Below are 21,744 nucleotides of genomic sequence, written 5' to 3'. Positions count from 1 at the left end.
TCACAATCCGCTCCACCGACCGCGGCGATCTCACCACCCAGGCCACACCCACCACACCCCGCCACCCGGCCACCCGGCCACCCGGCCACCCGGCCACCCGGCCTGAGAAAGACGAAAAGGAACACTCCATGACCACCACACCCGCCGGCCCCGACCCGACCATGGAAGCAACAAGCCACGCGTCACCGAAGGACGAACCGGTAACCGCGCCTCCGCCCGCAAAAACTGCTGAACCTACGGTCCACAATCGGTGTCACCGGTGACCCACTGCACCGCCGCACGCTCGCCCACCACCCGGCAGACCTCTACAAAGACCCCGCCCAAGCCCTCGCCTGGAACATCCGCGCCCTGGACGCTGCCGACGCCATAACCGAACAACGCACCCAGAACCACCACGCCGACCTCCACACCACCGGCTTCCATCCCTCACTGCAGCTCAACCTCGCCGACAACTACCGCCGCCCCGGCACCTTCCAAGCCGCCACCGAACACAACAACGCGACCCAGACACACGCCACCGCCCTACCCCAAAATCCCTACAGCGACCTCCTCCACCCACACCATCCAACAGGTCACATGGGCCATCACCAGACAGGACCAGTCACCACGAACCTCCGCACCCGGCTCCCGCACATGACACACAAGAACACACACCATGGACGACGCGGTGAAGACCGGTGACACGACGGCCCGCTCGACGATCCGGTCGCTCTGATGGGACCGACCCGGACCGCAAACCCTCGCGGGACGGCACACGGCTGAAAGCCGCGCACCACCGCCAGGTCAGCGCGGCAGGTCCTCGGACGAGAAGCAGACCTTCCAGCCGCTCCGGCAGATCTCTTTGCGGGACAGTGCGGCAGGTCCCCGGACGGGAAACAGACCTTCCAGCCGCTCCGGCAGCTCCGGCGGAGCGGTACGCGGCTGAAGGCCGCGCACCGCCGCCAGGTCAGTGCGGCAGGTCCCCGGACGGGAAGCAGATCTTCCGGTCGCTCCGGCAGATCTCCGCCTCCGGGTCGATGAGCCCGTAGGCACGGTCGATCGTCAGGAAAGTGACCATGCGACCGGAAGGGAACCTCGCGACCGCCTGATGCACCGGCCCCATCCCCTAGCTCCGCTTGACGTGGTCGAACCGTGCCGGACCACCCTCAGCGATCACGAACCCCACGACACGGACCTCGCCGAGACTGTCCTCGCTGGTCACCCGGTCAGGCTCGCCCCAGACCGTGAAGAGCACTCCGGACGCCGGTGCCTCCCCGGGAAGCCGGCCACAGCCGAGCGAACTATGGCCTTCCCGGATCCCGGCGTAGCAGAAGGTGCGTCCGTCGGACATCCAGGCCCCCTCCCCGTTCCTGGCGCCCAGCCGACGGATCACAACCACCTCTAAGAACAGGAGACCTCTCATGTCCGAGACGCCCCGCTCCCTCGACGAGCACACCCCGACCACCATCGTCTACGACATCGCGGTCGAGAATGCCAACGAGCTGATCGGCCTGCTGGCCCACCGGTCCAACACGGCCGCCGACCCGGCCACCCGCGAGGCATGGTGGCAGCGCGTCCTCGCGGTCCGCGACGCCCGCCGGGCCGTGGACCCGCTGGACCGCCAGGCCCTACTCGACCAGATCTCCCTCTGGAAGACGGAGACCGAGACCCTGAAGGCGGGCCGGTGAGCGACCCCAGCGTCTACTTCCTCACCGAGGAGCAGTTACGCACCCACTTCGAGGAGCAGGTGCGCGAGTTCGTCTTCGGCGGCTACGAGCCCCAGGAGACTCCCGCCCTGGTGCTGCTCGGACGACGGGGTCAGGGTGACGCGGGACGTCGCCCGTGCGCCGCAGAGCTCCCAGGCGCTCGGCCGGTGCGATCGATGTCAGTGGGTCCTTGCAGACTGTCGTTCATGATCAACGTGCACGATGTCGACTGGACGACCGGCCACCTGCCCGGACAGGTCTGCGGGGTCCCTGACCACCTCTTGAACATGCTCTCCCCGGCCCCAGAGGTACGGGCCGAGGCGTTCGAGGGGTTCTACGCGGAAGCCCATGACCATGGGGCCGTCGATCCGTGCACGGCGCTGAGCCTGCCGTTCCTGTTCGCCATGGCGGACGACCCGGCCACCCCGGACCGGGCCAAAATCGTCAGGCTGCTCCTCGGCATCGGACGCGAGAGCATGAACCGCGACCCGGAGGTGGACTGCTACACGGTCAACGGGGTCGAGTCGACCGCGCACGTCGCCATCACCGCAGAGATTCCTGAGCGGGCGGAGCACTTCGTCCACTACGCCGCGGACCCCGATCCGTCGGTGCGCCGCCCGGCGATCGAAGCCGTCGGCCTCTTCCTCGCCGACGGCAGGCGCGCCGCCCGCATCCTGGCCGGGCGTCTGCCAGCCGAGGGCGGGATCGTGGAGCGGCTGCTGGTCGTCCGCACGCTGGCGCGGCTGACCCTGCGGCTGCCGCAGACGAGGGCGATCGTGGTGTCCTTGCTGGAGGGGCTGATCGACGGCCCCGAACGCCCTCACATCGACGCCTCCGTCCGGCTCTCGGCCCTCGCCCACCTGGCCCTCATCGCCCCGGAGCGGGCCACCGGCAGCGTCGGCCTGGTGTCTGACGCGATCGCCCTTCTGCAAGACATCGCCAAGGCCCCGACCACCGAGAAGCTGTGCGACGGATGCGGGACGTGCACGTGGCCGTTGCACGTCCGCGGTCGCGTCGTCGCCCCCACCACGCGTCCCGCTCACCTGGCCACCGACCGCTTCGATCCCGACCACCTCTGGGAGGAGCACTCCCCGGTGAGCAGCGTCCTGCGGACCCTCCACACCGTTCTGGGCGACCGGATCACGGAGCGCACGGACCTTCTTGTCGCGCAGCTGACCAGCCCCGATGTCGCCATCCGGTACGACGCCATCCCCATGACCAAGCACCTTCCCGGCGCCTTGCCCCGCCCCGTGCTGACCTCCCTGCTCGACCTGCTCCCAGACGACTGGGCCGCAGCCCGCATCATCCAGGGCGGATTCAGCGGGTGGCTCGGCGGCCGATTCCAGATCGCCCCCGAGGACACCGAACTCCTCCTCGACGCCCTCGCCGACCACACGGCCACCCTGCGCACCGCCCACGGCCCTGATGTCTGGGCAACCGGCAACGCTGTCGTCCGCGAGGCGTACCAGGAGGCGGTCATGACCCTGGCCGACCACCGCGACCCCCGCGCGCTCCCCGACCTACTCCGCTCCCTCGAAAGCGGGGTGGACGACTGGCGAGCCCTCTACGGCGTCAGCGGCTATCCTCAGGCCGCGAGCCGTCTCGTCCCCCTCCTCGCCGACGGCCTGCGGCACATCAACCCCGCACGCCCGTCCGCGCCCATCCCCGCCGGCCTCTACCTGTCCTGCCTGGCCGAACTGAAGGACCCCATCGCCATACCCGTGCTCACCGACGCCCTCACACGCGCCGTCCGACACCAGAGCTGGGGCATGGTCACCGACGCCCTCGACGCCCTCGCCTCCTTCGGCCCTGACGCACATCCCGCCCACGCCTTCGTTCAGCCCTTGACCGACGCTCCCCCGGAAGCAGTGCGCAGCGCGGCCCGCGCCACTCTCAACGCGCTCACCGACCCCCAGGCGCCCCGCTCGGCACGGGCGAAGAACACAAACGGCTACGGATTGGAACCGCCCTACTGAACCCGGGCCACGCGCCTCGACGCCAGACAGGGGGAGCGCCTGGCCGTGTACGGCGCTTATGCTCACGGGGCAGTTGGTACGAGCAGTTCTTTGAGGGGGCCGGAGCCGCGTGGCCGACGTGATCAGGTACGAGCACAAGACTGTGCAGGCAGTTCGCGGTACCGACGGCTTGGTGATCTCGAAGATGCAGAAGGACGGCTGGGAGCTGGTGGGACAGACGCAGGGCATGCTGCGTTCCACCCTCGACTTCCGCCGGCCGAAGAAACCGGTGCCGCGGCTCTTGATCGGTGCTGCTGTCGGCGGCTTCGTGGTCTTGGCCATCATCATCGGCGTGGCCTCGGCCCTTGAGGATGAAGGCGAGAAGGAGTCGAACAATCCGACGACGGCCACCGCGAGCGCAGAACCCTCCGCCACGCCGACTCCGGCCGCGGCCGGGTCAGCTCCCGCTGAGGTGATCACGACCGAGACCAATGCGGAGTTCGCGGCGCTGCTGAAGACTCCGGACAGCTGCGACGGCTCGATCTCGGACTTCGCGACCAAGTACGTGGGCAAGACGGTCGCCTTCGACGGCTCGATCGTGCACATGCCTGCCCACGGCGACTACGACACCCGCTACGACTTCCTCCTGGGCCCGGGCGACCAGGGTCCGAAGACGGAGGGCGGCCCTGCCTTCAAGTACGAGGACGTCAACACCCGCGACCTCCAGCTGACTGGCCGAAGCACTCCCGAGACCGTCCGGGCGGGCGATAAGTTCCGCTTCGTCGCTGAGGTGGGCGAGTTCAACGCGACGCAGTGCCTCTTCTTCCTGGACCCGGTCTCGACCCAGGTCCGTTAACCGGCCTCAGCTTTCAAGGGCGGAGCGGCCAGCCAGCACGAGGTGCCGCCACCATCCGCGGACCGTGCACTCGGCGTCGAGCCACCGAGCTTCTTCAGCCGTCACACCAGGGATTGAACGGCTCTTCTCGGTTGACTCGGTTTTCGAGCTGCGGCAGTGGCCGACCTTGGCAGATACAGCCGTCACCCGATCGTGGCCGTTCTGAAGAAGCTCACTGAGCCTCTTTCATCCTGAATAGCTGCAGGTCAGCAGGGTGTGGACGGCTTGGACGAGGGTGCCGATGCGGCGGGTGGAGCATCGGGCCCGGCGGAGGATCCGCCAGGACTTCATCTGCGCGAAGGCCCGTTCCCCGGGAGCTCTGAGCCGGGCGTGGTCGCGGTTGAACTGCTGGTAGTGATCGGGCTGTTCGCGGTGGTGGTAGTACGGGGTGCGGAAGGTGGCGCCGACACCCTGGTAGGCGCGGTCTGCGAGAACGAGGACCTGCCGGGTCAGGCAGGCATGGACGATGCCGTGGGATCGGGCCGCGGTCAGGTCGTGGGTGCGGCCCGGTGTCGCTCGGGAGAACCACGACGGTGTTCCGTCGGGACGGGCGATGACCTGTACGTTCATCCCGTGCTTCCGATGTTTCATGGAGTAGTACGGCTCGTCGGCGGCGATGCGGTCGATGGGGATCAGGGCGGCTGTCGACGATCACGTGGTCACCCTCGCCCAGGCCGGTCAGGGCCTCGTGCAAGCCCGGTGCCCACGCCGCGAGGACGTCGAGAGTCTCGCTGACGTAGCGCCAGGCTGTGGCTGTCGAGACGCCGAAGCCGGCCGCCAGGGCGGGCAGCGGTTCGTTCTTCCGCAGATGGACCAGCGCGAGCAGGGCCTGCCGGAAGCAGCCCAGCTTCCGCCATCGCGAACCGCGTTCACACCTTCGTGCGTAGATGAGCCAGGAAACATGCTCAACCAGCTCATGCGGGACATCTATAGTGGCACGATACGGGACCAAGCGAGGCTCCTCGGACGATGCGTGGTGCGTAGAGAACACCATCGCAACGACCAGGAGCCTCGTCTCGTCACACACCCCTGCTGACCTGCCATTTCACTCCACAGAGACAGGATGAAAACGGCTCACTGCGGCGGTGTCGGGATTCGCGCGGGATACGAAATACTACGGCGACCGTCTCGTGTACGAGCCGCTGTACGAGGACGAGGGCCCGGAGCCGGAGGAGGCAGACTGGAGCGGACCGTCACGGGCCTGTCCTCCCACCCGTTAGCTAATCCATCGGGCCCATTGGAGGGTCCGACGGATTATCACCCCACTCGCTCGGGAAAGGGGAAAAACCCTTCTCCCAGTTGGATCCATTCCATCCGTACGCAGGCTTGCCTCCCCAAGCGTTCGGGCATTTCGCCGTGACGGGAGGGCATGGATTGTCGACCCAGCGAATCGGGTTCTCAGGGCTCCCGATAACCTTGACCTCCTCCTTGCCGTTCCTTCTTAGCTTCACGATGATCGCACCCTCATAAGCGTATCCGTACTCAGAGTGAAGTGCGATTCTTCCGGTCACATCCGCCTTGCCTGCGAGGCTGATAGACGTTGGAGGCATCTTTCCTTCAAATTCGAGCACTCCGAATTCGCTTCGGTAGACGGAGACCTCCTGCTTAACCGTGTCGGCTACTGCCAGGAACGGAAGCGGGTCTCCAGCCCCATGCAGGCACTTAAGGAGGAAGTGTTGCTTCGGTAGGGCCCTCTTCGTGAACACCCTCCCCTCGATCTCGGTGATGGCCGCCACGTCGTTCGTTCCGACTGTCATGGCCACCGGGACCTCCGGGGTAACTGCGAAGAGTTCACGCTTCTTGGATAGCCATCCGTTCCACTTCAGGCAGCGATTGTAATTTTCGTCAGATCCTAGGTCTGGCGGCGCATCGAAGGTCGCTGGATCCCCTACGGCGAGATACAAGCTTGCCGTAGGCCAGGAAACGGTGACGTCTGCAACTGAAGGTGGCGGATCCTGTAGAACGCATGTGACGTTACTGCGCTCTCCTAAAGCATTGCAGTCATTGTCGTCCCCGTGGATCCCGACACTCTCCCTTGCTTCCGCCGACGGCTGACGCTGAGGGGTTTCTTGGCCCTTCGTCGACGGCTGACCATTGGAAGGCTCTTGCGGTGCGCAAGCCGGTAGTACGGCGATCATAAGTGTGCAGGCGATGGCGAGCCTGACAGGGTATCTATCAACCTTCACCGCCCACCTTCTTGGCAATTGACGTTGCCTTCATGCCCTAGGTTATTGCACTTATTGTCGTTCCCCACGATGGAGTTGCCACCGCCGTTCCTCTGCGGCCCTGAGTCATCGTTCGACTGGGCCAACCAGATGGAGACAGCGATTGCGATGACAGCGAGCAGCGCGGCGACGCCAGCCCACCATCTGCGACCCAACCAAGCTGTAACTCGGCTCCACACAGCCCCTCCTGAGTTCCGTCCGATGGCAGCTGCGCTGCTGCACTGACTTGCCCAAGCTGCCACCCGTGACGGGGCAGTGGGTAGACAGCGCGCACACCGGGACAGTTTCGTTGCAGAACCCCGGCGCCTACCTCGGATGCGACTGGCTGGAGTGGACCACCACGCCTCGAAGCGGCAGCGCACAAGCTGATCGGCGCTCTAGGTTCTGTCGTCAAATGTCACGCCCACATCAGGAGTGATGCGAGGGTGACGGCTGCTTCGTAGGACTGGGCGGTCTTGTCGTAGCGGGTGGCGATCCCGCGCCACTGCTTTAGAGGTCGTTTTCGCCCGATGTTTCATCCCTTGATGGGGTGTTCTGTGGTGTTCTTCGGGTCGCGCCAGGAAATGGTGTTCTCGCTGGTGAGGCGGCGGGCCATGAGGCCGGCCATCGCGAGGTGGATCATGGCTTCGGAGCGGGTGGGCAGGGTTTCGTAGTCGCGGGCCAGGCGCCGGTGGAGCATGAGCCATCCGTAGGTCCGCTCCACCGCCCACCGCTTCGGGATCGGAGTGAAACCCCTGGTCCCGGGCTTGCGGGCGGTGATCTCCATGTCGATGCCGAGAACGGCGGCATGCTCGACGAGGTGCTGTCGGTAGCCGCCGTCGACCCACACCTTGCAGACACGCGGGTGGTCGGCGGCGACCTGGTCGAGCAGCGTGGTACCGGCCACCGAGTCCTGCACGCCTGCCGCGGTGACCAGTACGGCGAGGAGGAGTCCGAGCGTGTCGGTGACGATGCTCCGCTTCCGGCCGACGATCTTCTTGCCGGCATCGATGCCCTGGCTCGAGGCCGGAACGCTAGTGGAGGTCTTGACGCTCTGCGCGTCGATCACACACGCCGAAGGCTCGCCGTTCCGGCCCTCCTTCTCGCGCAGCAGTTGCCGCAGGAGGCCGTTGAGCTGCACGAACACGCCCTCGTCGGCCCATTTGGCGAAGTAGCCGTAGACGGTGTTCCAGGGCGGGAAGTCGTGCGGGAGATAGCGCCACTGAACCCCGGTGCGGTCGACATACAAGATCGCGTCCATGATGTCGCGCAGGTCGTGCTCGGGTGGCCGGCCGAAGTGCAGAGCCGTGCGCCGGCGCTCGAGACGCCAGGCGGTCAGAACCGGCTCGATCAACTCCCAGCGGGCATCGGACAGATCACTCGGATACGGACGTCGCTTCGCCATGCTTCCGGCCTACCGCTACGAACCACATGCGCCCAGGCGCACAGCAGCGGCGCTGGAAGCACGCCACCGCGGAGACCGGGCATCCTGGGATGAAACAGGATCACGTCGAATCCAGCCCCATCCGCAACCTCACCTGTCCGGCGAAGAGCGACAGCATCGACAGTCTCACCAGCACCGCCATCCAGCACCCCAAGAAACACCTTATAGGTGGCAGTTCAGGTGAAAACGACCTCTAAGGGCTGGTCAAGCTCCTGGCGAACGGTCCAGCGGTGGAAATCCTCGCGGACGCCGGCTACCAAGGTCTCGATGCCCAGACCAGCGGGCGCGTGGTGACGCAACCACATCGCACGTTCAAGAAGAACGCCCCGGCCTGGTACGAGGAGATGCACGAGCGGCAGCACAAAGCCCATCCCTGCAGGCGGATCCACGTCGGGCACGGGATCGCTCCTCTGAAGAACTGGCGAGTTCTCACCCGCCACCTCGGCCACCGCGAGCATATGAGCGACACCGTCCAGGCCGTCTGCTCCCACACCATCAGACCGCAGACCTGACGCCTGCACGACAGATGTGAAAACCAACCCTCGCTGGGGCCCCGACGTCTCACCGCCTACCGTGCACGATTTCGTTAGAAGGGTTCGGCGGCCGCCAGGAGGTACTGCGGCAGGTAAGGGGACTCGACGCGGATGGTCCAGCCGCGGCGGCGAGCATGGCAGGCCAGCGCGAGGACGTCGAGGCTGACAGAAACCTCGGGGCCGTCGGCGCGGTCGGCGACCTCGTAGTAGGCGCGGTGGGCTTCGAGCGCGTCAGCCAAGGCCAGATTGAAGCTCTCCTCGTCACCTTCCACGAGCTGCGACAGCAGCACGGCCGGCGGCATCGCGAAACCCCAGTCCTTAGCCTTCTCCGCCTCGTGCAGTGCCCGTTGTGCGGCTGCTTCGGGCTCGGCACCCTTGAGGTAGGCGTGGAGGGCTTCGCGGTACGCGGTGAACGCGGAGCCGTCCGGGCCGGCGAAGGTGGGGCCGGTGAGCACCAGCGGGGCGAGGTCCTCGCGCACGCCGGTGATCAGGGCGAAGGCGACGGCCATGTGCCAGTACCCGGGGCCTGCTTCCCTCCCCCGGCTGGCCGGGTAGCGCAGGGTGCGGCCGCCGATGGACACCTCGACCTCGGTGTCCGGCTCGGCCAGTGCGATGCGGAACAGGGCCGCCCCTGTCTGTGAGGCCAGCCGGAGCGTGGCGAGCTGCGCGTCCGCGATGTCGCCGGGGTTCCCCGACCGCCACCGGAACAGGCGCTGCTGGTCCTCCAGGACGCTGCTCAGGCGCCAGACAGGAAGGGGTTTGCCGTCGACCGGAGTGAATGACTCCTGGAGGTGTTCCTCGTACATGGCCTCGATCCCCTGGATTCCCTCCCGGGCGCAGGTCGGCCGCTCCACCACCAGCGGGCCCGCGGCGAGCGCGGCGACAGCGTCCGGCCGCCGGTCCCGGCCGAACCCCGCGACCCGCGGTCCTCGCGTCTCGAAGGCGGTGACCAGCGCGTGCGGGAGGTAGTCGCTGCGGACGGCCGGCGCCCAGCCCAGCGTCCGGTACGCGAGCGCCGCGAAGGCGATGGGGACGAGCGGGAGAAGGCTGCTCGGGGAAGCCTTGGGCCCATGCAGGGTGGACTCCCGGCTCAGCAGGTCGGCCAGAGCACTGTCGAACGCCTCCTTGTCCTCGGCGGCCAAGGCGCGCAGAGTCCGCAACGCTGCGCTGTTGCGCTGGTCCAGCAGAGGCTCACCCGTCTCCTTGCTGCGGGCCCGGATCCGGTCCAGGGCGGCGTCGACGGCGGCGAGCTTGGCCTGCGCGCTCGGCGGGTACTCCTCGTCGTCGCCCGTGTAGTCCAAGGCCACGGCCGTCATGCCTGTGGCGAGTTCACCCAGCGGCGTTCCCTTGGCTTGCTCGGCGAACTTCTGCCGGGCGAAGTGGAATGCCTCGCCGTGCCACTTCGCCTTGTCCCGGAGCACCGCCAGGCACAGCGCGTCGATCCAGTCCCCCGGCGTGACCATCTCCTCGGGGGAGTCGTCACCCGGGTCGTAGCTCATGCCGAAGTTCACGTACTCCAGGAAGACATTGAACGTGCAGTGCGGGTGGTACGCGGCGTAGGCGACGGCACCGGCCGCGGCTTCGGAGGCGTCCTTGAGAACGGCTTTGGCCTCCGGGGTGTCGAGGTCGGGTGTCTCAAGGGAGAGGGCGCCCAGGTAGTCGAGGAACTCCTCCGCGATCGACTGCCATTCATAGGTGGCCATCCGGCCGGCCCTCGACATGGAGTGCACTCGGCCGCCGATGCGGTTCGTGAAGTCCTCGCGGGTTGCCGACAGGGCGGCCTGACCCACCTGGTGACGCTCTATTCGCACTGCTCTGCTCCTTGATCGATTTCCGTCCCAGCCTAGTGATCTGAGTCGGAGATTCGTCGGCAGCAGGCGGCGACCTTCTCCAGGATCTCGTCGGCTGTCTTGGTCCGGACGGACGGTCTGGGTTGTTCGTTCCAGTCGGCGAGCCAGGCGCGGATGTCGCGTTCGAGAGCCTGGACGGAGCGGTGGACGCCGCGCTTGAGCTTCTTCTGCGTGAGTTCGGCGAACCACCGCTCGACCAGGTTCAGCCAGGCCGCGCTGGTGGGTGTGGAGTGCAGGTGGAACCGCGGATGGGCCAGCAGCCACTTCTTGATGTCGGGCGTCTTGTGCGTCGCGTAGTTGTCCGGGATCAGGTGAACCTGGAGGCCGGCCGGGACTTCCTTGTCGAGCTTGGTCAGGAACTTCTTGAACCTCCTCTGTGGCTGGCCCGGAACCCAGACGCCGCCGGGACCTTGTACCGGTGCCGCTGGATCGCCTTGCTCTGCCAGCCGTACTCCGCCCACGCCTCGGCCCCACCCTCCGCAGCGTGGACGTCTGCCAGACCTCTCGGTGGACGAGCTCGAGGTGCCCGCTTCACGGGTACGTCATCAATGCTGCAAGCGAGTTGGAGCAGGCCGAGGTGGAGGGCGGCGCATGTCTCGTGGCGGATCCGCAGTCGTTTGGACCGGTGGAGTCAGGCGAAAGGTCCGCTCGACGACACACCGGGTGTTGCCCAGGCCGGAGCCGTGTGGGACACCGCGTCGGGCGATCTTGACTGTGATGCCGCGGGCCCGGAGGACGCGCCGGTACTTGTCGTAGTCGTAGCCGCGGTCGGCGAACAGCCGGCCCGGTCGATGTCTCGGTCTCCCTTGGAGTCCGCGGATGTGGGAGATTGCGTCCAGCAGCGGTGTCAGCCGGGTGACGTCGTGCCTGTTTCCGCCGGTCAGGGTGACGGCGAGGGGTGTGCTGTGCCAGTCGACGATCAGGTGGTGCTTGCTGCCCGACCGGGTGCGGTCGACCGGCGAAGGTCCGGCGTGAGCCCCCTTTCAGCGCTCTGGCATGGGAGGCGTCGATCGCGGCGTCGTTCATGTCGAGCAGGCTGGCCATGCGTACTTCGGCCAGGAGGACTTCGTGCAGGCGGGGCCAGACAACCCGCCTCGGTCCAGTCCCGCAGGCGACGCTATCGACCCTGTTCATCGGAGTGACAACGGCGAGTCCGAGGGCCGAACCCGGGCAGGGGCTCCGACTGCGGGAGCCTGTCTACCCTGAGCAGGAGGCCCGGGCGGTCCGTACTGCTTGCTGGGGGTGGGGACAGACATCGGGCAGCGCGCCGAACCGGTCTTCCCAGCTTGCTCACCTTCAGTGAGAAAGACCCAGCTGGGCCGATAGCACCAGTGCCTGCATGAGTTGTGCCATGGCTTCCATGTCCTCAGCCGCGTAGGGCACGCCGTTGCTTCCGCTGCCGCTCACCTCGACGACCACAGTCGCCGAGCGCATCACGCTGACCAGCGGGCCATTCGGAAACTTGTATGCGAACGACTCGTCGCCGACACTCGCCATACTGGCGGCCCTCGCGCTCTTCCCGACCCTTGACCGGATGAGCGAGTAGCCGGCTTCGGCTGCTGCCTGATCGGAGTAGGCGTATACGAGGAAGCGGGTGAGGGCGGTGCTCCCGTTCGAGTACTTGGCCCGCGCGACGAACGACGCGTTCAACCGGTCCGAATCCTGGGGTTCGGCCTGTTGTGCCCAGGGCGCCTCGATCTCGACCCATCCGGCTGGCAGGTCGTCGATGCCGGGAAGTGCTGTGAGGACTGAAGCCTCACTGACAAGGGGTGCAAGGTCGTCGCGTGTCGGGCCGTCCACTCCCCCGGCGTCGGATGAGGCGACGGGATCGGAGCCAGCGCCGGTGTCGTCGGAGGCGCTGGACACTGCTGAAGGGACAGCCGTCTGAGACATCGCCGGCCCGCCTGGCGGCTGGCTAGGCTGCGAGGGGGCTCCGGAGTCGAGGAGGCGGGTGCGGCCGTCGACGGCCAGTACAAGAAGAACAGCCACCGCAACCACGACGATGACCACGGTGGCCCAGCCGACCGGTGAATTGGTGATCGTGATAGGCCCCAGGGAGATCGGGCTGTTCTTCAGCCGCGCACGGCCGCCGATCTGGACGCTGTGGGTCACGAGCGAAGGCTGAGACCCCCCGTCACCCGTCATCGCGTTTCTGAGCTGGGCTTCGAAGTCAGGATCCGCCGCGGTCTCGCGGCGTAGTTCACCGTCCAGGGCCGACGCGGACTCGGGGGCCGCGGGCTGGCTGTCCAAGCCGTCCAGCGCTGTCCGGCCTCCCTCGGTGACGGCAAGCCGACGCCGTGCCAGGTCTGTGACCTGACGGGCAGATTCAGCACCAACCTCCGTGGCGGCACCTACCGCCATCGCCACAAGGATCTTGACCGTCTCAGCAACGACGTCCACGAACACCCCCGCCTGCCGGCAACACTGACGTGTGGCCACGGAAGGGCAGGCTAAGGCCAATACTGGGACGACGAAAGTACGGTTCTTGCCATGGCAGCCATGGATTGGTGCTGCGCTGCGTATGCAGAGGCTGACCGTCGGTGGCATGCTCGCCCGTTGTCCCGGGCTTCTTGCGGAAGGCGCGCTGGTCGACGGCGAGCCAGCACCTCGCCCGACGGAGGCCATCTCATTCCGCAGCGGGGGAACATCACGCCCCACAAGCCCACCGACGTCCAACGAGTCCGCTGACCCCAGCACGGCCTCACCCGTCTCGCCCGCCGCTCCACCGGGAGCGGCGGATGATCACCAACAGCGTCAGCCCAGCTTCCTCTCCCGCCGCACGTCGGCGAGCGATCGCCCGCATCCGCTTCCACATCGAGCCCGGCCTGCAGACCGCGGAGTTCTAAGGGCAGCTTCTTGGCGTTGTCGCCCGGGCCGCTCACCGCTCGTATCCGCGCTGCGACTTCTTCGGTTCACCTGCGCAGTCAAACGCTACGGGAGATCTGTGCTGGACGTTCTTCCATACAGTCCCGAAGGAGTGGTGACAGTCTCCTCCGCCGCGGCCGCCGAGGACCTGGCCGGATCCCCGGTCCGCTGGCCGAGCCTGCCGCCGGACTGCGAGGGCCGGCTCTCGGTCTACCACGCCAGCAGGATCGCAGGGCTGACCGACGTCAGGCTTTGACTTCGTGGTAGGCAGTGAGTGAGCTGCGTTCCACCTGGGCCAGGAGCCCCTGGCGTGTGGGGTTGTCCATGTTCCGCTGCTCCGTCCACAGGCGGGTCATGTCGACTCCTTGGGTGCGAAGGAGTTCGTACCGCTGAGCCTGCGGGGTGCCGGCCAGTCCGTCCAGCCAGGTGGCCGCGAGGGCCCCTTCTGTCGATGCGCGGCCGGCGTCAAGCCGGTGGACGACGGCGTCACGCCATTGCCGTGACTGGTTCTCGTCCAGGTCGTGGGTGACCGAGTCGGCGATGCCGTCGAGAACGCCGAGTGCGCGGGCGCTCTCGGTCGGGGGCACGCTGAGGCTGTACCCCTTGGCGTCGGCGGGTACGGCGGCAAGGCGCTTTCCGATGGTCCGGGTCTCGGCCAGACGGAGTGTCGCGTAGGCATCGGGGTCCTGGGCGATCGCGCGAAGGACGTTGCGGAGGGTGTCGGTCAGGACAGTCAGGTGGTTGGTGCCGTCCGGATTCCACGGCGGTTCGCTCGGGGCCGCTTTGGTCACGAAGTCCTCGACGGCGATGCCGCCGAGCATGGCGTGCAGGTCGGCCGCGTAGCCGGACAGGGCCACGGCCAGGGGGCGGCGGAGCGCCGGGGCGACGGTGACTGCGCCGGCCTCCTGGTCTCCCAGTGTGGTGAGGACGTCATTGAGGGCCTGGGCCTGGGCGAGGGCGTGGTTGCCCCGGTCGTCGCCGGCCGAAGCGTTGACGATGGCCTCGCCGAGTGCCTGGCAGCTCATTCCCGGCCGGACGGCCTCGCCGACCGACTTCCGGATCCGGGGGTCCTCCGTCAGGTCACCGCATGGTGGAGCCGACTCCCGGCCGAGCAGCAACCATGCCCCGAGACCGCCGAGCAGCGCCAGGCACATGCCGAGCACGATCACTGCTGTGGCCGATCGGGGGCGGTGGGCTGCTTCCTTCGGCATGGTCGGGTTCCTCCGTGGGCGGTCGGGTCAGTTGGTGGTGTCGGTCCGGTACTTCTGTGTCGTGTTGGTCCCCCGGTCATGTCCGTCGAGGATCTCGCCCTTGAGCCCAACCCTTTCGCCGGCGTCGATGTGCTGGCGGCCGTCGGCCCACAAGTCGACCATGAGTTCATCTGGTTGCTGGCGTTGAGGTAGTGGTCGGCGAAGCCTGCGTTGGCGATGGTGTCCGCTTTGGCCTTCAGGTTGTTTCCCATGTCCCAGGCCCAGGTGTCGACGCCGCGCTGGACGGAGTCGCCGAAGGCGATGGGAACACTGCCGGCGGTGGTGAAGTACAGAGAGGTCACGGCCCCGCCGGTGAGCACTGCCGCGTCCAGGCCCTGGCAGCCCTCGCCGCCAACCCTCACGCACCGCACGCCGCCGTTGCCGACGTCTTGGACGGCCTGCACCCCGCGGGGCTGGCCTGGATCACCGAGAGGGCCGACAGCCGCCCGGAGGATTCCGGCTACGTGTCGGCGCGGGTCCAGAACTGACGCGGCGCGAACCCCTCGCGCCGCAGCCAGTGCTCGGTATAGACGATCCGCTCGGCCTCGATCACGACGATCGGCCCCGACGGCGGTTCGTCGAGAGAGCGCGACCGCTCGACATGGTCGGACTGCCAGCGGAATGCCGGCCAATAGTGCTCGAAGTCCGGGTCGTCTTCGGACAGTACGCGAGCCTGGCCGAAGAGCTGGGCACCTCGGCTGCTGGCCTGCCCGACCAGCGGAGCGAAGATTCCCACCGACACCCGGGGGTCCGCGGCGAGGTTCCTCATCTTCGGCGAGCCAGCGGCCGTGGAGAACATCACCGCGAAGTCGAGGTGGAAGTACCGCACCGGCGTCGCGAGCGGCCCCTCCGGTCCCGTCGTCGCGATCACGCACATGTTCTGCGACGACAGCAGATTGAGTATTCGCTCTTCCAGCCGCTCGCGATCGAGCCGCTGCTTCGGTGACGGGCCGGCCAGCCACGGATTGGTCACAGGCATGATCAAGTATCCCACGCCTTGTCCCGGAGCTCTCGCGCCCGGACGGCCACGACCGTCGGCAGTGCCGTCGAAACTGGTCGGCGTCTGCACAGCCGTTGATCGCCCACTGCCCCCGGAAGTCATCGCCAAACGCTGTCGCTTGAAGAAAGCGAAGCCACCCCGGCATCTGGACGAGGAGCACGACGCCCAAGAACATCAGCCCCACCAGCCCGCACGGCTACGACTGGTAGACCGATACGTCCGAGTCGGACGACACGTCCTCGAGCGTCTACTGCTGGAGCTCCGCCCGCTGGTCCGCGGGCAAGCGGCCAGCGGCTGGGCTCACATGGACGACCACAACTTGTCCTTCGAGCGCCTGGCTGATGCTGTCGACGCCGGCACCGCGGCCCCGCCAGGGAGCCCGCTGGGAGGGCCCCGGCCTCAGGCTGCGCTGCACCACCACAGAGGACGTCTACGAATGACCGGAGAGCGCCCCCTACGACGGCGGGGCACGAGGAGGGATCCGTCGGCCCTGCCCCGACCGTCCTGAGACCGTAGATCGACCGAGTCCCCAGCTCAACCCGTCGCGGGGTACACCTTCATGTCGCTGCCCACCGCGGCGTACTCGTTGATCACGTACGTGCTCGCGCGGTCGTAGAGGCCGTGGTCCTTGCCCGTGCGGGCGTCCAGGATGACGCCGTCGGCGCCGGCGGTGGCGTAGACGGCGCCGTGAAAGGCGTTGTGGACCTCGGGCTTCTTCCGCGCGGGGTCGTCCTCGGCGATGGTCCAGAGCACTTTGCGGCTCTGGGCGTCGATGCCCCGTGCGGTCTCCTTGGTGTCGCAGACGACCACGGACCGCTGGTCGTGGAAGCAGTGGATGAAGCTGCCGTCGGGCGTGCTGGGGACGGTCTCGCCCGTACGACTGTCGCGCAGCGAGCCCGCGACGAAGAAGCCGCCGCCCACCTGCTCGACCTCTACACCGGCGCGGCCCTCCTGCTTCCAGCGCGGGGAGCCGTCCGTGAGCGCCAGCCCCGCGAGGGCGAGGTCCTCCTGCGGGGAGTGCCAGCCGTCGATCACCTGGAAGGTCGCCTCCTCGCTGAACTGGGCACCGATGACGACGCCGCTGTCCAGCGCGCCACCCGCGAAGCCGTCCTTCTGCCAGGTCACCTGGTGGCTCTTCAGGTCGACAGCGTAGGTGGTGGCACTCTGGCCGCCGTCACTGCCGGAATCATCCAGGTTGGTGAGGACCCTGACGGCCGCGGTTCCGCCTTCGGCGCCGATCACCGCCGGCTCCAGGTCGCTGACGGTCGCCCCCTTCGGTGCGGGCAGCCGGACCGTCCAGGACACCTTGCCGCTGTCGGCATCGACGGACCGCAGATAGACGTCCGTCCGGTCGCGCTCGGTGCCCGAGCCCTTCGTGTAGTCGGCGTACGCGAAGAGGGCGCCCGTGTGCCCGTCCTGCTGGGCGAAGACCGGGGGGATGGTCTGGTCGTCGCTCGGCTGGCCCTCCTTGCCGGTGTACCAGTCCTTGCGGCCGAGGGGGGACGACCAGAGCTTCTGCCCGGAGTGGGTGTCGTAGGCGTCGAGGGCCTCGGAGGTGCGGTGGTACAGCGTGGGCCCGCGCAGGGCGAACCCCCAGGCTTTGATGTCCTCGTCCACAGGCAGCGTGATCTCCTTGCCGAACTTCGCCGGAGGATCGAACGCCTTCGCCTTCGTCGCGCCCGTAGGCTTGGCGGCGGAGGATGCACCTGGGGCCCCGGCGTCCGCGTCCGTCCCGGACGCGCCGTCGGAACAGCCCGCCAAGCCCGTCAGCACAGCCATGAGAGCCAGGTGCATGACGTGCCGGTGCGTCGCTCGCACAGTGATCTCCTCCGTCTGGACAACTCCGCAGCAGCCTAGTGTCGTTGTTCTGGCAGCGCGTTCCCTTAAACGCGTCCTGTGGGGGCGGTCGTTGAAGCCGTCATGGGGGAAGGGTGCGTGCCATCGGTTCGTGCCGGTCGCGTTGCGGGAGATCGCGCCCCGCCGAGCTCCGCGCGGTGGATCGAGGACGAAGCCACCGTCCAACGACGGTGACGACACCTCGTTCCCACCGGGCGAACCGGCCCGCCACCTTGCCCATCAGGCCCTCGAATGCCGATTGCCATCGAGCAGGATCTACGCTGTGGCCCACGGCCACCGGCTGATCTTCGTTTGTCGACACAACTCCCGATGATCAACGATGGCCGTCCTCATCGGAGACCAACCTCGCTCAGCACGATCAAGGCCAGCGTCAGACGACTGTCCGCTGTCAGAGGGTGGCAGCACGCAGCACGATCAGGGCGACGGAGGCCATGGTGAGGACCACCGCCGGAGACGCGCCCTTGCGGTCGCCGACGCGCAGGTGGAAGGCGACCGCCCCAGCGAAATAGAGCGTCAGACCGATCGCGGCGGCGATTCCGACAGGTCCCCACCAGAGTCCGGCGAACACACCGGCCGCGCCCGCGATCTGAGCGCCGATCAGGAAGGCCATCATGCCCTGCGGCACTCCGAGGGTGGACATCTGCTCGGTGATGTGCCGCGTCCGCAGAGACTTCGCCCCGGCCGATACCAGGAGAAGCGCCGACATGAACACGGTGACGACGGCAAGGGAGACGAGCATGGCTGAAACCTCAATCATGCGAGATGCGAGTAAGGGGGCGTGCGCACCTCGACGACGATAGGCGGCCACCAGGTACCTCCAGGTAACCTTCGGGGGCATGAGCCTGCGACCCGGAATTGCCTTCCTCGCCGACTGTCCCGCTCTCCTGGCCATGGAGATCATCGCCAGCAAGTGGTCCATGGTCACGCTCTTCGCGCTGACCGACGGCCCGTTGCGCCACGGCGAGCTGGTCGAGCTGAGCGGTGGCATTTCGCGCAAGGTACTGACCCAGACGTTGCGCCGGCTCCAAGCCAATGGGCTCGTCGAGCGGCACGCGTACGCCGAGGCGCCGCCGCGCGTGGAGTACAGCCTGACCGATCTCGGGCGAACCCTGGAGGAGCCCATCAGGATGCTCACCGCATGGGCGCGGGAGAACGGCGAGGCGGTCGTCAGCTTCCGGGAAGCAGCCGAGGCGGCCAGGACCATCGAGGCGGATCAGGCGGCCCCGGTGAAGACCCCTCATGTTGATGAGAACCCGAGCCGTTTCTGATCAATGGAAGAGGCTGGACCTGTAGACCCTGCCATCGCCGGAGACTTGACCATCCTCGTGATCGGAGCCCTCCTGCGAGAGGCCAACGACGACCGTCGCCTCAGGGTCAAGCCCCTGGTCCTGAAGGAGCTCCCGCAACCGAAGCCAGAGGGCGCTCGTACCAGTCCGCAGACACTCGGTGTACTGGAGACGATGCTCGAAGCCATGAGCTCAGCCTTCCAGTCCGCCCGGCGCAGCGGCACGGATGAGGCCACCCGTGATCGGCGACGGGCGGCGGCAACGACAGGTCGCTCCGCAACAGGGTGGCCGCAGCCGTCACCCGGCACACCGTTGCCGGCGAGACGCCGAACAGCGGCGCGAGCTGCCGCATCGTGAGGTTCGTGCGGTAGTAGACGGCCATCACCAGGGCCGTCCCCGCCCCGTTCCCGGACCACTTTCAGCAACCGCTCGAACTGGCGTATCCGCAGAACCGTGAACGTCTCCTCCGTCCTCGCCAAGGCCCTCGGCATCAGCCCCAAGACCGCGATGCGCTTCGCCGAACGAGCCGGAACCGACTACCTCGCCTACGCGACCCGGCAAAGGCCCGCAGACATCAGCGATGGATCCCGGCCCTCTTCAGCTACCTGGCAGTCACGCCTACAAGCCAGCCTTGGCAAGGAGCACTTCCGCCTGTTCTCGGGTGAGATTCGGCGGGGCCGGTGCTGGTGCGGGACACGTGTGTGGGTTGTGGCGGGACGACAGGATCCACTCCGCGAGGGGGTTGTCGGTCTCCACGCCGGCCACGATCCGCTCACGCAGAGCCAGCGAGGTGTCCGGGCGGGCTGCGATCGCGTTGCGGACGAAGACGTCCGGGTCTTCTGCCAGCAGTTCACGCAGACCAGCAGGCAGATCCGGATGGGCAGCGGTGACCTCGCGCACGGCGGAATCTGGGTCGGTGGCCAGGTCCCGCGACGGGGCTGCGTAGGGGACAGCGGCGGCACGGGTGACAGGGTCGGCGAGCAGACCTGGCAGCAGGTCTGCCGGCAGGGAGTAGGCCGAGGCGCTGTCCCTGCGGACGTTGGGATCGGCATCCGTCAGCAGAGCCCTACGCACCCAGTCCGGGGCGTCGCGCCAGTGCTGAACGATCGACGACCGCACACTGGGCTCTGGGTCTGAGGCCAGGCGGGCCAGAAGTTCCGGCGACAGGTGGTCGTTCATCGCGAGAAACGACCGTACGGAGGGGTCTGGATCGTCTGCCAACCGGGCCAGAAGCCCTGGCGGCTCGTCCGCGGCGCTCGCGGCGACCCCGCACCGGACCGACGGCTCCGGGTGCTCCGCCAGGCGGGCCCTGACGTCTGCGGGCACGAAGGTATTGGCCGCGAGAGAACGTGCGGAGCCGAGTTTGATGATCTCTTCGATCAGCTGCTCGGTCAGGTCCCGACGCCTCAGCGCCATCGAGCGGCGGGCCACCGGATGCCGGAGCAGACGCCACACCAAGTCGGAGGGGAGGTCCTCTTGGGCCGCCAGCGCGCTCAGTTCAGTATCCAGATCCATGGATCGCAGGCTAAGCGGCCGCACGGAGATCCGTGCCACAACGCCCTCGTCCTTCAAGCCACCCCACCCACAGATATGTCATGCCTGTCTCAAGAGATGCGCGTCGGCCACGGACCTGCCGACACGTGCGAGCACGCCCGCAATCCCGACCAGTTGATGGCCACTCGCAGCGGCGATGCCTCCGGCGGCATCAGCCGCCTGCAGCCCTCGCTTCGTGACGCGCCCGCCCGCCAGGAGGCCAACGAGCGCCGCGACAAGGTGAAGCAGTTTGAGCAGCGGACAGGGATAATGCGCCTGGAGTGCGACGCGGCGTACGCCGCGGTGAGGGAAGCCGCCGGCACGGACGCGGCCCAGGAGAAGAACGCGATCTGGGCCGCGAAGCAATTCGCCCGCGCCAAGACCTTCGAGCGGCTCGCCGCCATCGAGGAGCCCGCCGCCGACCGCCCCCACCGCGCGGCACAACTGCGCACCATCGCCGAAGACAGCCTCCGCCGGACCCGACTCGGCTCCGAGGACCCCACCACCACACAGAACGGAGCGCTCCCATGACCGACCAGCCGAGCCGTGACGAAGAGCTTGCGCAGTCCGCGGCCGCCGCCGCACGGTTCAAGGAAGGCATGCCGCCCGCCCGCGAGGTGACCACCACCGGAGAGCTGGCCGCCGTCCTCGCCGCCCTCCCGGCGGACACCCCGCTCTTCCTCGGGGAACACGTCATCGCCCGGCCCGACCTCGCCTACGGACCCGACACCGTCCCGACGGTGGTCGCCTTCGTCATTCCGAGCGCCGATCCGACCGACCACGACAACGGGGACAGGATCCACCGGATGATGCCTGCCCTGAACCTCACCACGGTGTACGTCACCCGGGGCCAGGACGCCGGCGAAGAACTCGGACAGCACCCCCTGCTCCCCGTCGAATCGCTGGCCCGCGCCGAGCACCGACTGCCGAACGGAGACCTGGACGACGGCATCCGGGACGCAGCCGACTCCGTTCACCAGATCGCCGGCCTGCTCGGCGAGGGCGCCGAGTTCATCCCGGACGACCACGACGCCCACACCGCCATCCACGTCGAGATCACCCGCCTTGAGGCCGCGTCCGAGCGGCTCCGCAAGATCGCCCCCATCGCGCAGAAGGCCCGCGCATGACCGCCACGCCCATGCAGGTCCACCCTGACCAGGGAGTACGGGTGATGACAAGTCCGACCGCACGACGGCACAGCGGATCCTGAGAGGCGACAGCCCGGTGGCGAGCTCGACCGGTGGGCTGCGCCCGGCGCCAGCCATGCCGAAAGAGCTCGCTGCTGAAGCGCCTGGTCATGGTGGTCACGGCTCTGGGGCTCGGCGCGGCCGACTGCCGGGTGCGGGCGCGCCGCCCGCTCGGGCGACCGTACCGTGCCGCTCGCAGC

Annotated in this window: 19 protein-coding genes and 5 pseudogenes; 8 read left to right on the top strand and 16 right to left on the bottom strand. The window is 67.7% G+C overall.

Annotated elements, in window-relative coordinates; genetic code table 11:
• Window positions 1-1,105: 1,105 nt before the first annotated feature.
• A complete protein-coding gene (locus tag ACFVU3_RS36360; protein ID WP_390073058.1) occupies window positions 1,106-1,330 on the bottom strand; it encodes a hypothetical protein in 225 nt (74 codons plus the stop codon).
• Between the two features lie 70 nt (window positions 1,331-1,400).
• Here ACFVU3_RS36360 and ACFVU3_RS36355 point away from each other — a divergent pair, with 70 nt between their 5' ends.
• From ACFVU3_RS36355 to ACFVU3_RS36345, 3 genes are all read left to right on the top strand, one after another.
• Window positions 1,401-1,667, top strand: coding sequence for a hypothetical protein (locus ACFVU3_RS36355; RefSeq protein ID WP_390073057.1), 267 nt, complete (start codon window positions 1,401-1,403; stop codon window positions 1,665-1,667).
• Window positions 1,664-3,661: a HEAT repeat domain-containing protein gene (locus tag ACFVU3_RS36350; RefSeq protein WP_390073056.1), complete on the top strand. Its 1,998-nt coding sequence runs from the start codon at window positions 1,664-1,666 to the stop codon at window positions 3,659-3,661. Before ACFVU3_RS36355 ends, ACFVU3_RS36350 begins: the two co-directional genes overlap by 4 nt.
• Window positions 3,662-3,770: 109 nt before the next feature.
• Entirely contained in the window at window positions 3,771-4,496 is a 726-nt protein-coding gene (locus tag ACFVU3_RS36345) for a DUF4839 domain-containing protein (RefSeq protein WP_390073055.1), read from the top strand.
• Between the two features lie 225 nt (window positions 4,497-4,721).
• Here the strand turns inward: ACFVU3_RS36345 and ACFVU3_RS36340 are convergent.
• The 4 genes and pseudogenes from ACFVU3_RS36340 to ACFVU3_RS36325 form a co-directional block, all read right to left on the bottom strand.
• Window positions 4,722-5,529 (bottom strand): annotated as a pseudogene (locus ACFVU3_RS36340) (transposase family protein).
• Window positions 5,530-5,755: 226 nt separating this feature from the next.
• The gene (locus ACFVU3_RS36335) at window positions 5,756-6,439 is read right to left on the bottom strand and encodes a hypothetical protein (RefSeq protein WP_390073054.1); all 684 of its coding nucleotides are present in this window, start codon (window positions 6,437-6,439) and stop codon (window positions 5,756-5,758) included.
• A gap of 718 nt (window positions 6,440-7,157) precedes the next feature.
• Window positions 7,158-7,253: pseudogene (locus tag ACFVU3_RS36330) on the bottom strand (IS5/IS1182 family transposase); the annotation flags it as partial.
• A 21-nt stretch (window positions 7,254-7,274) separates the two neighbouring features.
• Window positions 7,275-8,144, bottom strand: a complete 870-nt coding sequence (locus ACFVU3_RS36325; protein ID WP_390073053.1) for an IS5 family transposase — start codon at window positions 8,142-8,144, stop codon at window positions 7,275-7,277.
• Between the two features lie 269 nt (window positions 8,145-8,413).
• Here ACFVU3_RS36325 and ACFVU3_RS36320 point away from each other — a divergent pair, with 269 nt between their 5' ends.
• Window positions 8,414-8,695, top strand: a complete 282-nt coding sequence (locus ACFVU3_RS36320; RefSeq protein ID WP_390073052.1) for a transposase family protein — start codon at window positions 8,414-8,416, stop codon at window positions 8,693-8,695.
• 74 nt (window positions 8,696-8,769) lie between these two features.
• Here ACFVU3_RS36320 and ACFVU3_RS36315 read toward each other — a convergent pair whose 3' ends face one another.
• From ACFVU3_RS36315 to ACFVU3_RS36300, 4 genes and pseudogenes are all read right to left on the bottom strand, one after another.
• Window positions 8,770-10,527: an immunity 49 family protein gene (locus ACFVU3_RS36315; RefSeq protein WP_390073051.1), complete on the bottom strand. Its 1,758-nt coding sequence runs from the start codon at window positions 10,525-10,527 to the stop codon at window positions 8,770-8,772.
• Window positions 10,528-10,559: 32 nt separating this feature from the next.
• Window positions 10,560-10,934: pseudogene (locus ACFVU3_RS36310) on the bottom strand (transposase); the annotation flags it as partial.
• Between the two features lie 179 nt (window positions 10,935-11,113).
• A pseudogene (locus ACFVU3_RS36305) lies at window positions 11,114-11,683 on the bottom strand (IS5 family transposase); the annotation flags it as partial.
• A gap of 179 nt (window positions 11,684-11,862) precedes the next feature.
• Entirely contained in the window at window positions 11,863-13,005 is a 1,143-nt protein-coding gene (locus ACFVU3_RS36300; RefSeq protein ID WP_390073050.1) for a hypothetical protein, read from the bottom strand.
• Window positions 13,006-13,546: 541 nt separating this feature from the next.
• Between ACFVU3_RS36300 and ACFVU3_RS36295 the strand changes: the two genes are divergently transcribed.
• Window positions 13,547-13,687, top strand: a complete 141-nt coding sequence (locus tag ACFVU3_RS36295; RefSeq protein ID WP_390073049.1) for a hypothetical protein — start codon at window positions 13,547-13,549, stop codon at window positions 13,685-13,687.
• On the opposite strand, the gene ACFVU3_RS36290 is transcribed toward ACFVU3_RS36295, so the two are convergent.
• The 5 genes from ACFVU3_RS36290 to ACFVU3_RS36270 form a co-directional block, all read right to left on the bottom strand.
• Window positions 13,677-14,642, bottom strand: coding sequence for a hypothetical protein (locus ACFVU3_RS36290; RefSeq protein WP_390073048.1), 966 nt, complete (start codon window positions 14,640-14,642; stop codon window positions 13,677-13,679). The two genes, ACFVU3_RS36295 and ACFVU3_RS36290, sit on opposite strands and share 11 nt — an antisense overlap.
• Before the next feature lie 27 nt (window positions 14,643-14,669).
• The gene (locus tag ACFVU3_RS36285) at window positions 14,670-14,804 is read right to left on the bottom strand and encodes a hypothetical protein (protein ID WP_390073047.1); all 135 of its coding nucleotides are present in this window, start codon (window positions 14,802-14,804) and stop codon (window positions 14,670-14,672) included.
• A gap of 337 nt (window positions 14,805-15,141) precedes the next feature.
• The gene (locus ACFVU3_RS36280) at window positions 15,142-15,660 is read right to left on the bottom strand and encodes a pyridoxamine 5'-phosphate oxidase family protein (protein WP_390073046.1); all 519 of its coding nucleotides are present in this window, start codon (window positions 15,658-15,660) and stop codon (window positions 15,142-15,144) included.
• 555 nt (window positions 15,661-16,215) lie between these two features.
• Window positions 16,216-17,499, bottom strand: coding sequence for a hypothetical protein (locus ACFVU3_RS36275; protein ID WP_390073045.1), 1,284 nt, complete (start codon window positions 17,497-17,499; stop codon window positions 16,216-16,218).
• Window positions 17,500-17,926: 427 nt separating this feature from the next.
• Window positions 17,927-18,277, bottom strand: coding sequence for a DoxX family protein (locus tag ACFVU3_RS36270; RefSeq protein ID WP_390073044.1), 351 nt, complete (start codon window positions 18,275-18,277; stop codon window positions 17,927-17,929).
• 97 nt (window positions 18,278-18,374) lie between these two features.
• Between ACFVU3_RS36270 and ACFVU3_RS36265 the strand changes: the two genes are divergently transcribed.
• Window positions 18,375-18,806, top strand: coding sequence for a winged helix-turn-helix transcriptional regulator (locus ACFVU3_RS36265; RefSeq protein WP_390073043.1), 432 nt, complete (start codon window positions 18,375-18,377; stop codon window positions 18,804-18,806).
• Window positions 18,807-19,122: 316 nt separating this feature from the next.
• Here ACFVU3_RS36265 and ACFVU3_RS36260 read toward each other — a convergent pair.
• Together ACFVU3_RS36260 and ACFVU3_RS36255 are read right to left on the bottom strand one after the other, a co-directional pair.
• A pseudogene (locus ACFVU3_RS36260) lies at window positions 19,123-19,315 on the bottom strand (transposase family protein); the annotation flags it as partial.
• A 127-nt stretch (window positions 19,316-19,442) separates the two neighbouring features.
• Window positions 19,443-20,339 carry a hypothetical protein gene (locus ACFVU3_RS36255; protein WP_390073042.1) on the bottom strand — a complete coding sequence of 299 codons (897 nt, stop codon included), beginning with the start codon at window positions 20,337-20,339 and terminating at the stop codon, window positions 19,443-19,445.
• A gap of 156 nt (window positions 20,340-20,495) precedes the next feature.
• On the opposite strand from ACFVU3_RS36255, the gene ACFVU3_RS36250 reads away from it, so the two are divergent.
• Together ACFVU3_RS36250 and ACFVU3_RS36245 are read left to right on the top strand one after the other, a co-directional pair.
• Window positions 20,496-20,888 (top strand): hypothetical protein, encoded by a 393-nt coding sequence (locus tag ACFVU3_RS36250; RefSeq protein WP_390073041.1) that lies wholly within the window; start codon window positions 20,496-20,498, stop codon window positions 20,886-20,888.
• On the top strand, window positions 20,885-21,484 hold the full coding sequence (locus ACFVU3_RS36245; protein ID WP_390073040.1) for a hypothetical protein: 600 nt from the start codon (window positions 20,885-20,887) through the stop codon (window positions 21,482-21,484). The genes ACFVU3_RS36250 and ACFVU3_RS36245 overlap by 4 nt, the downstream gene beginning before the upstream one ends.
• The last annotated feature ends 260 nt before the right edge of the window (window positions 21,485-21,744 follow it).

Source organism: Streptomyces sp. NPDC058052, assembly GCF_042885515.1.
In the GTDB taxonomy this organism is placed as follows: domain Bacteria; phylum Actinomycetota; class Actinomycetes; order Streptomycetales; family Streptomycetaceae; genus Streptomyces.
The sequence above is the reverse complement of the archived record's forward strand: the minus strand, read 5'-3'. Positions and strand labels throughout refer to the sequence as shown.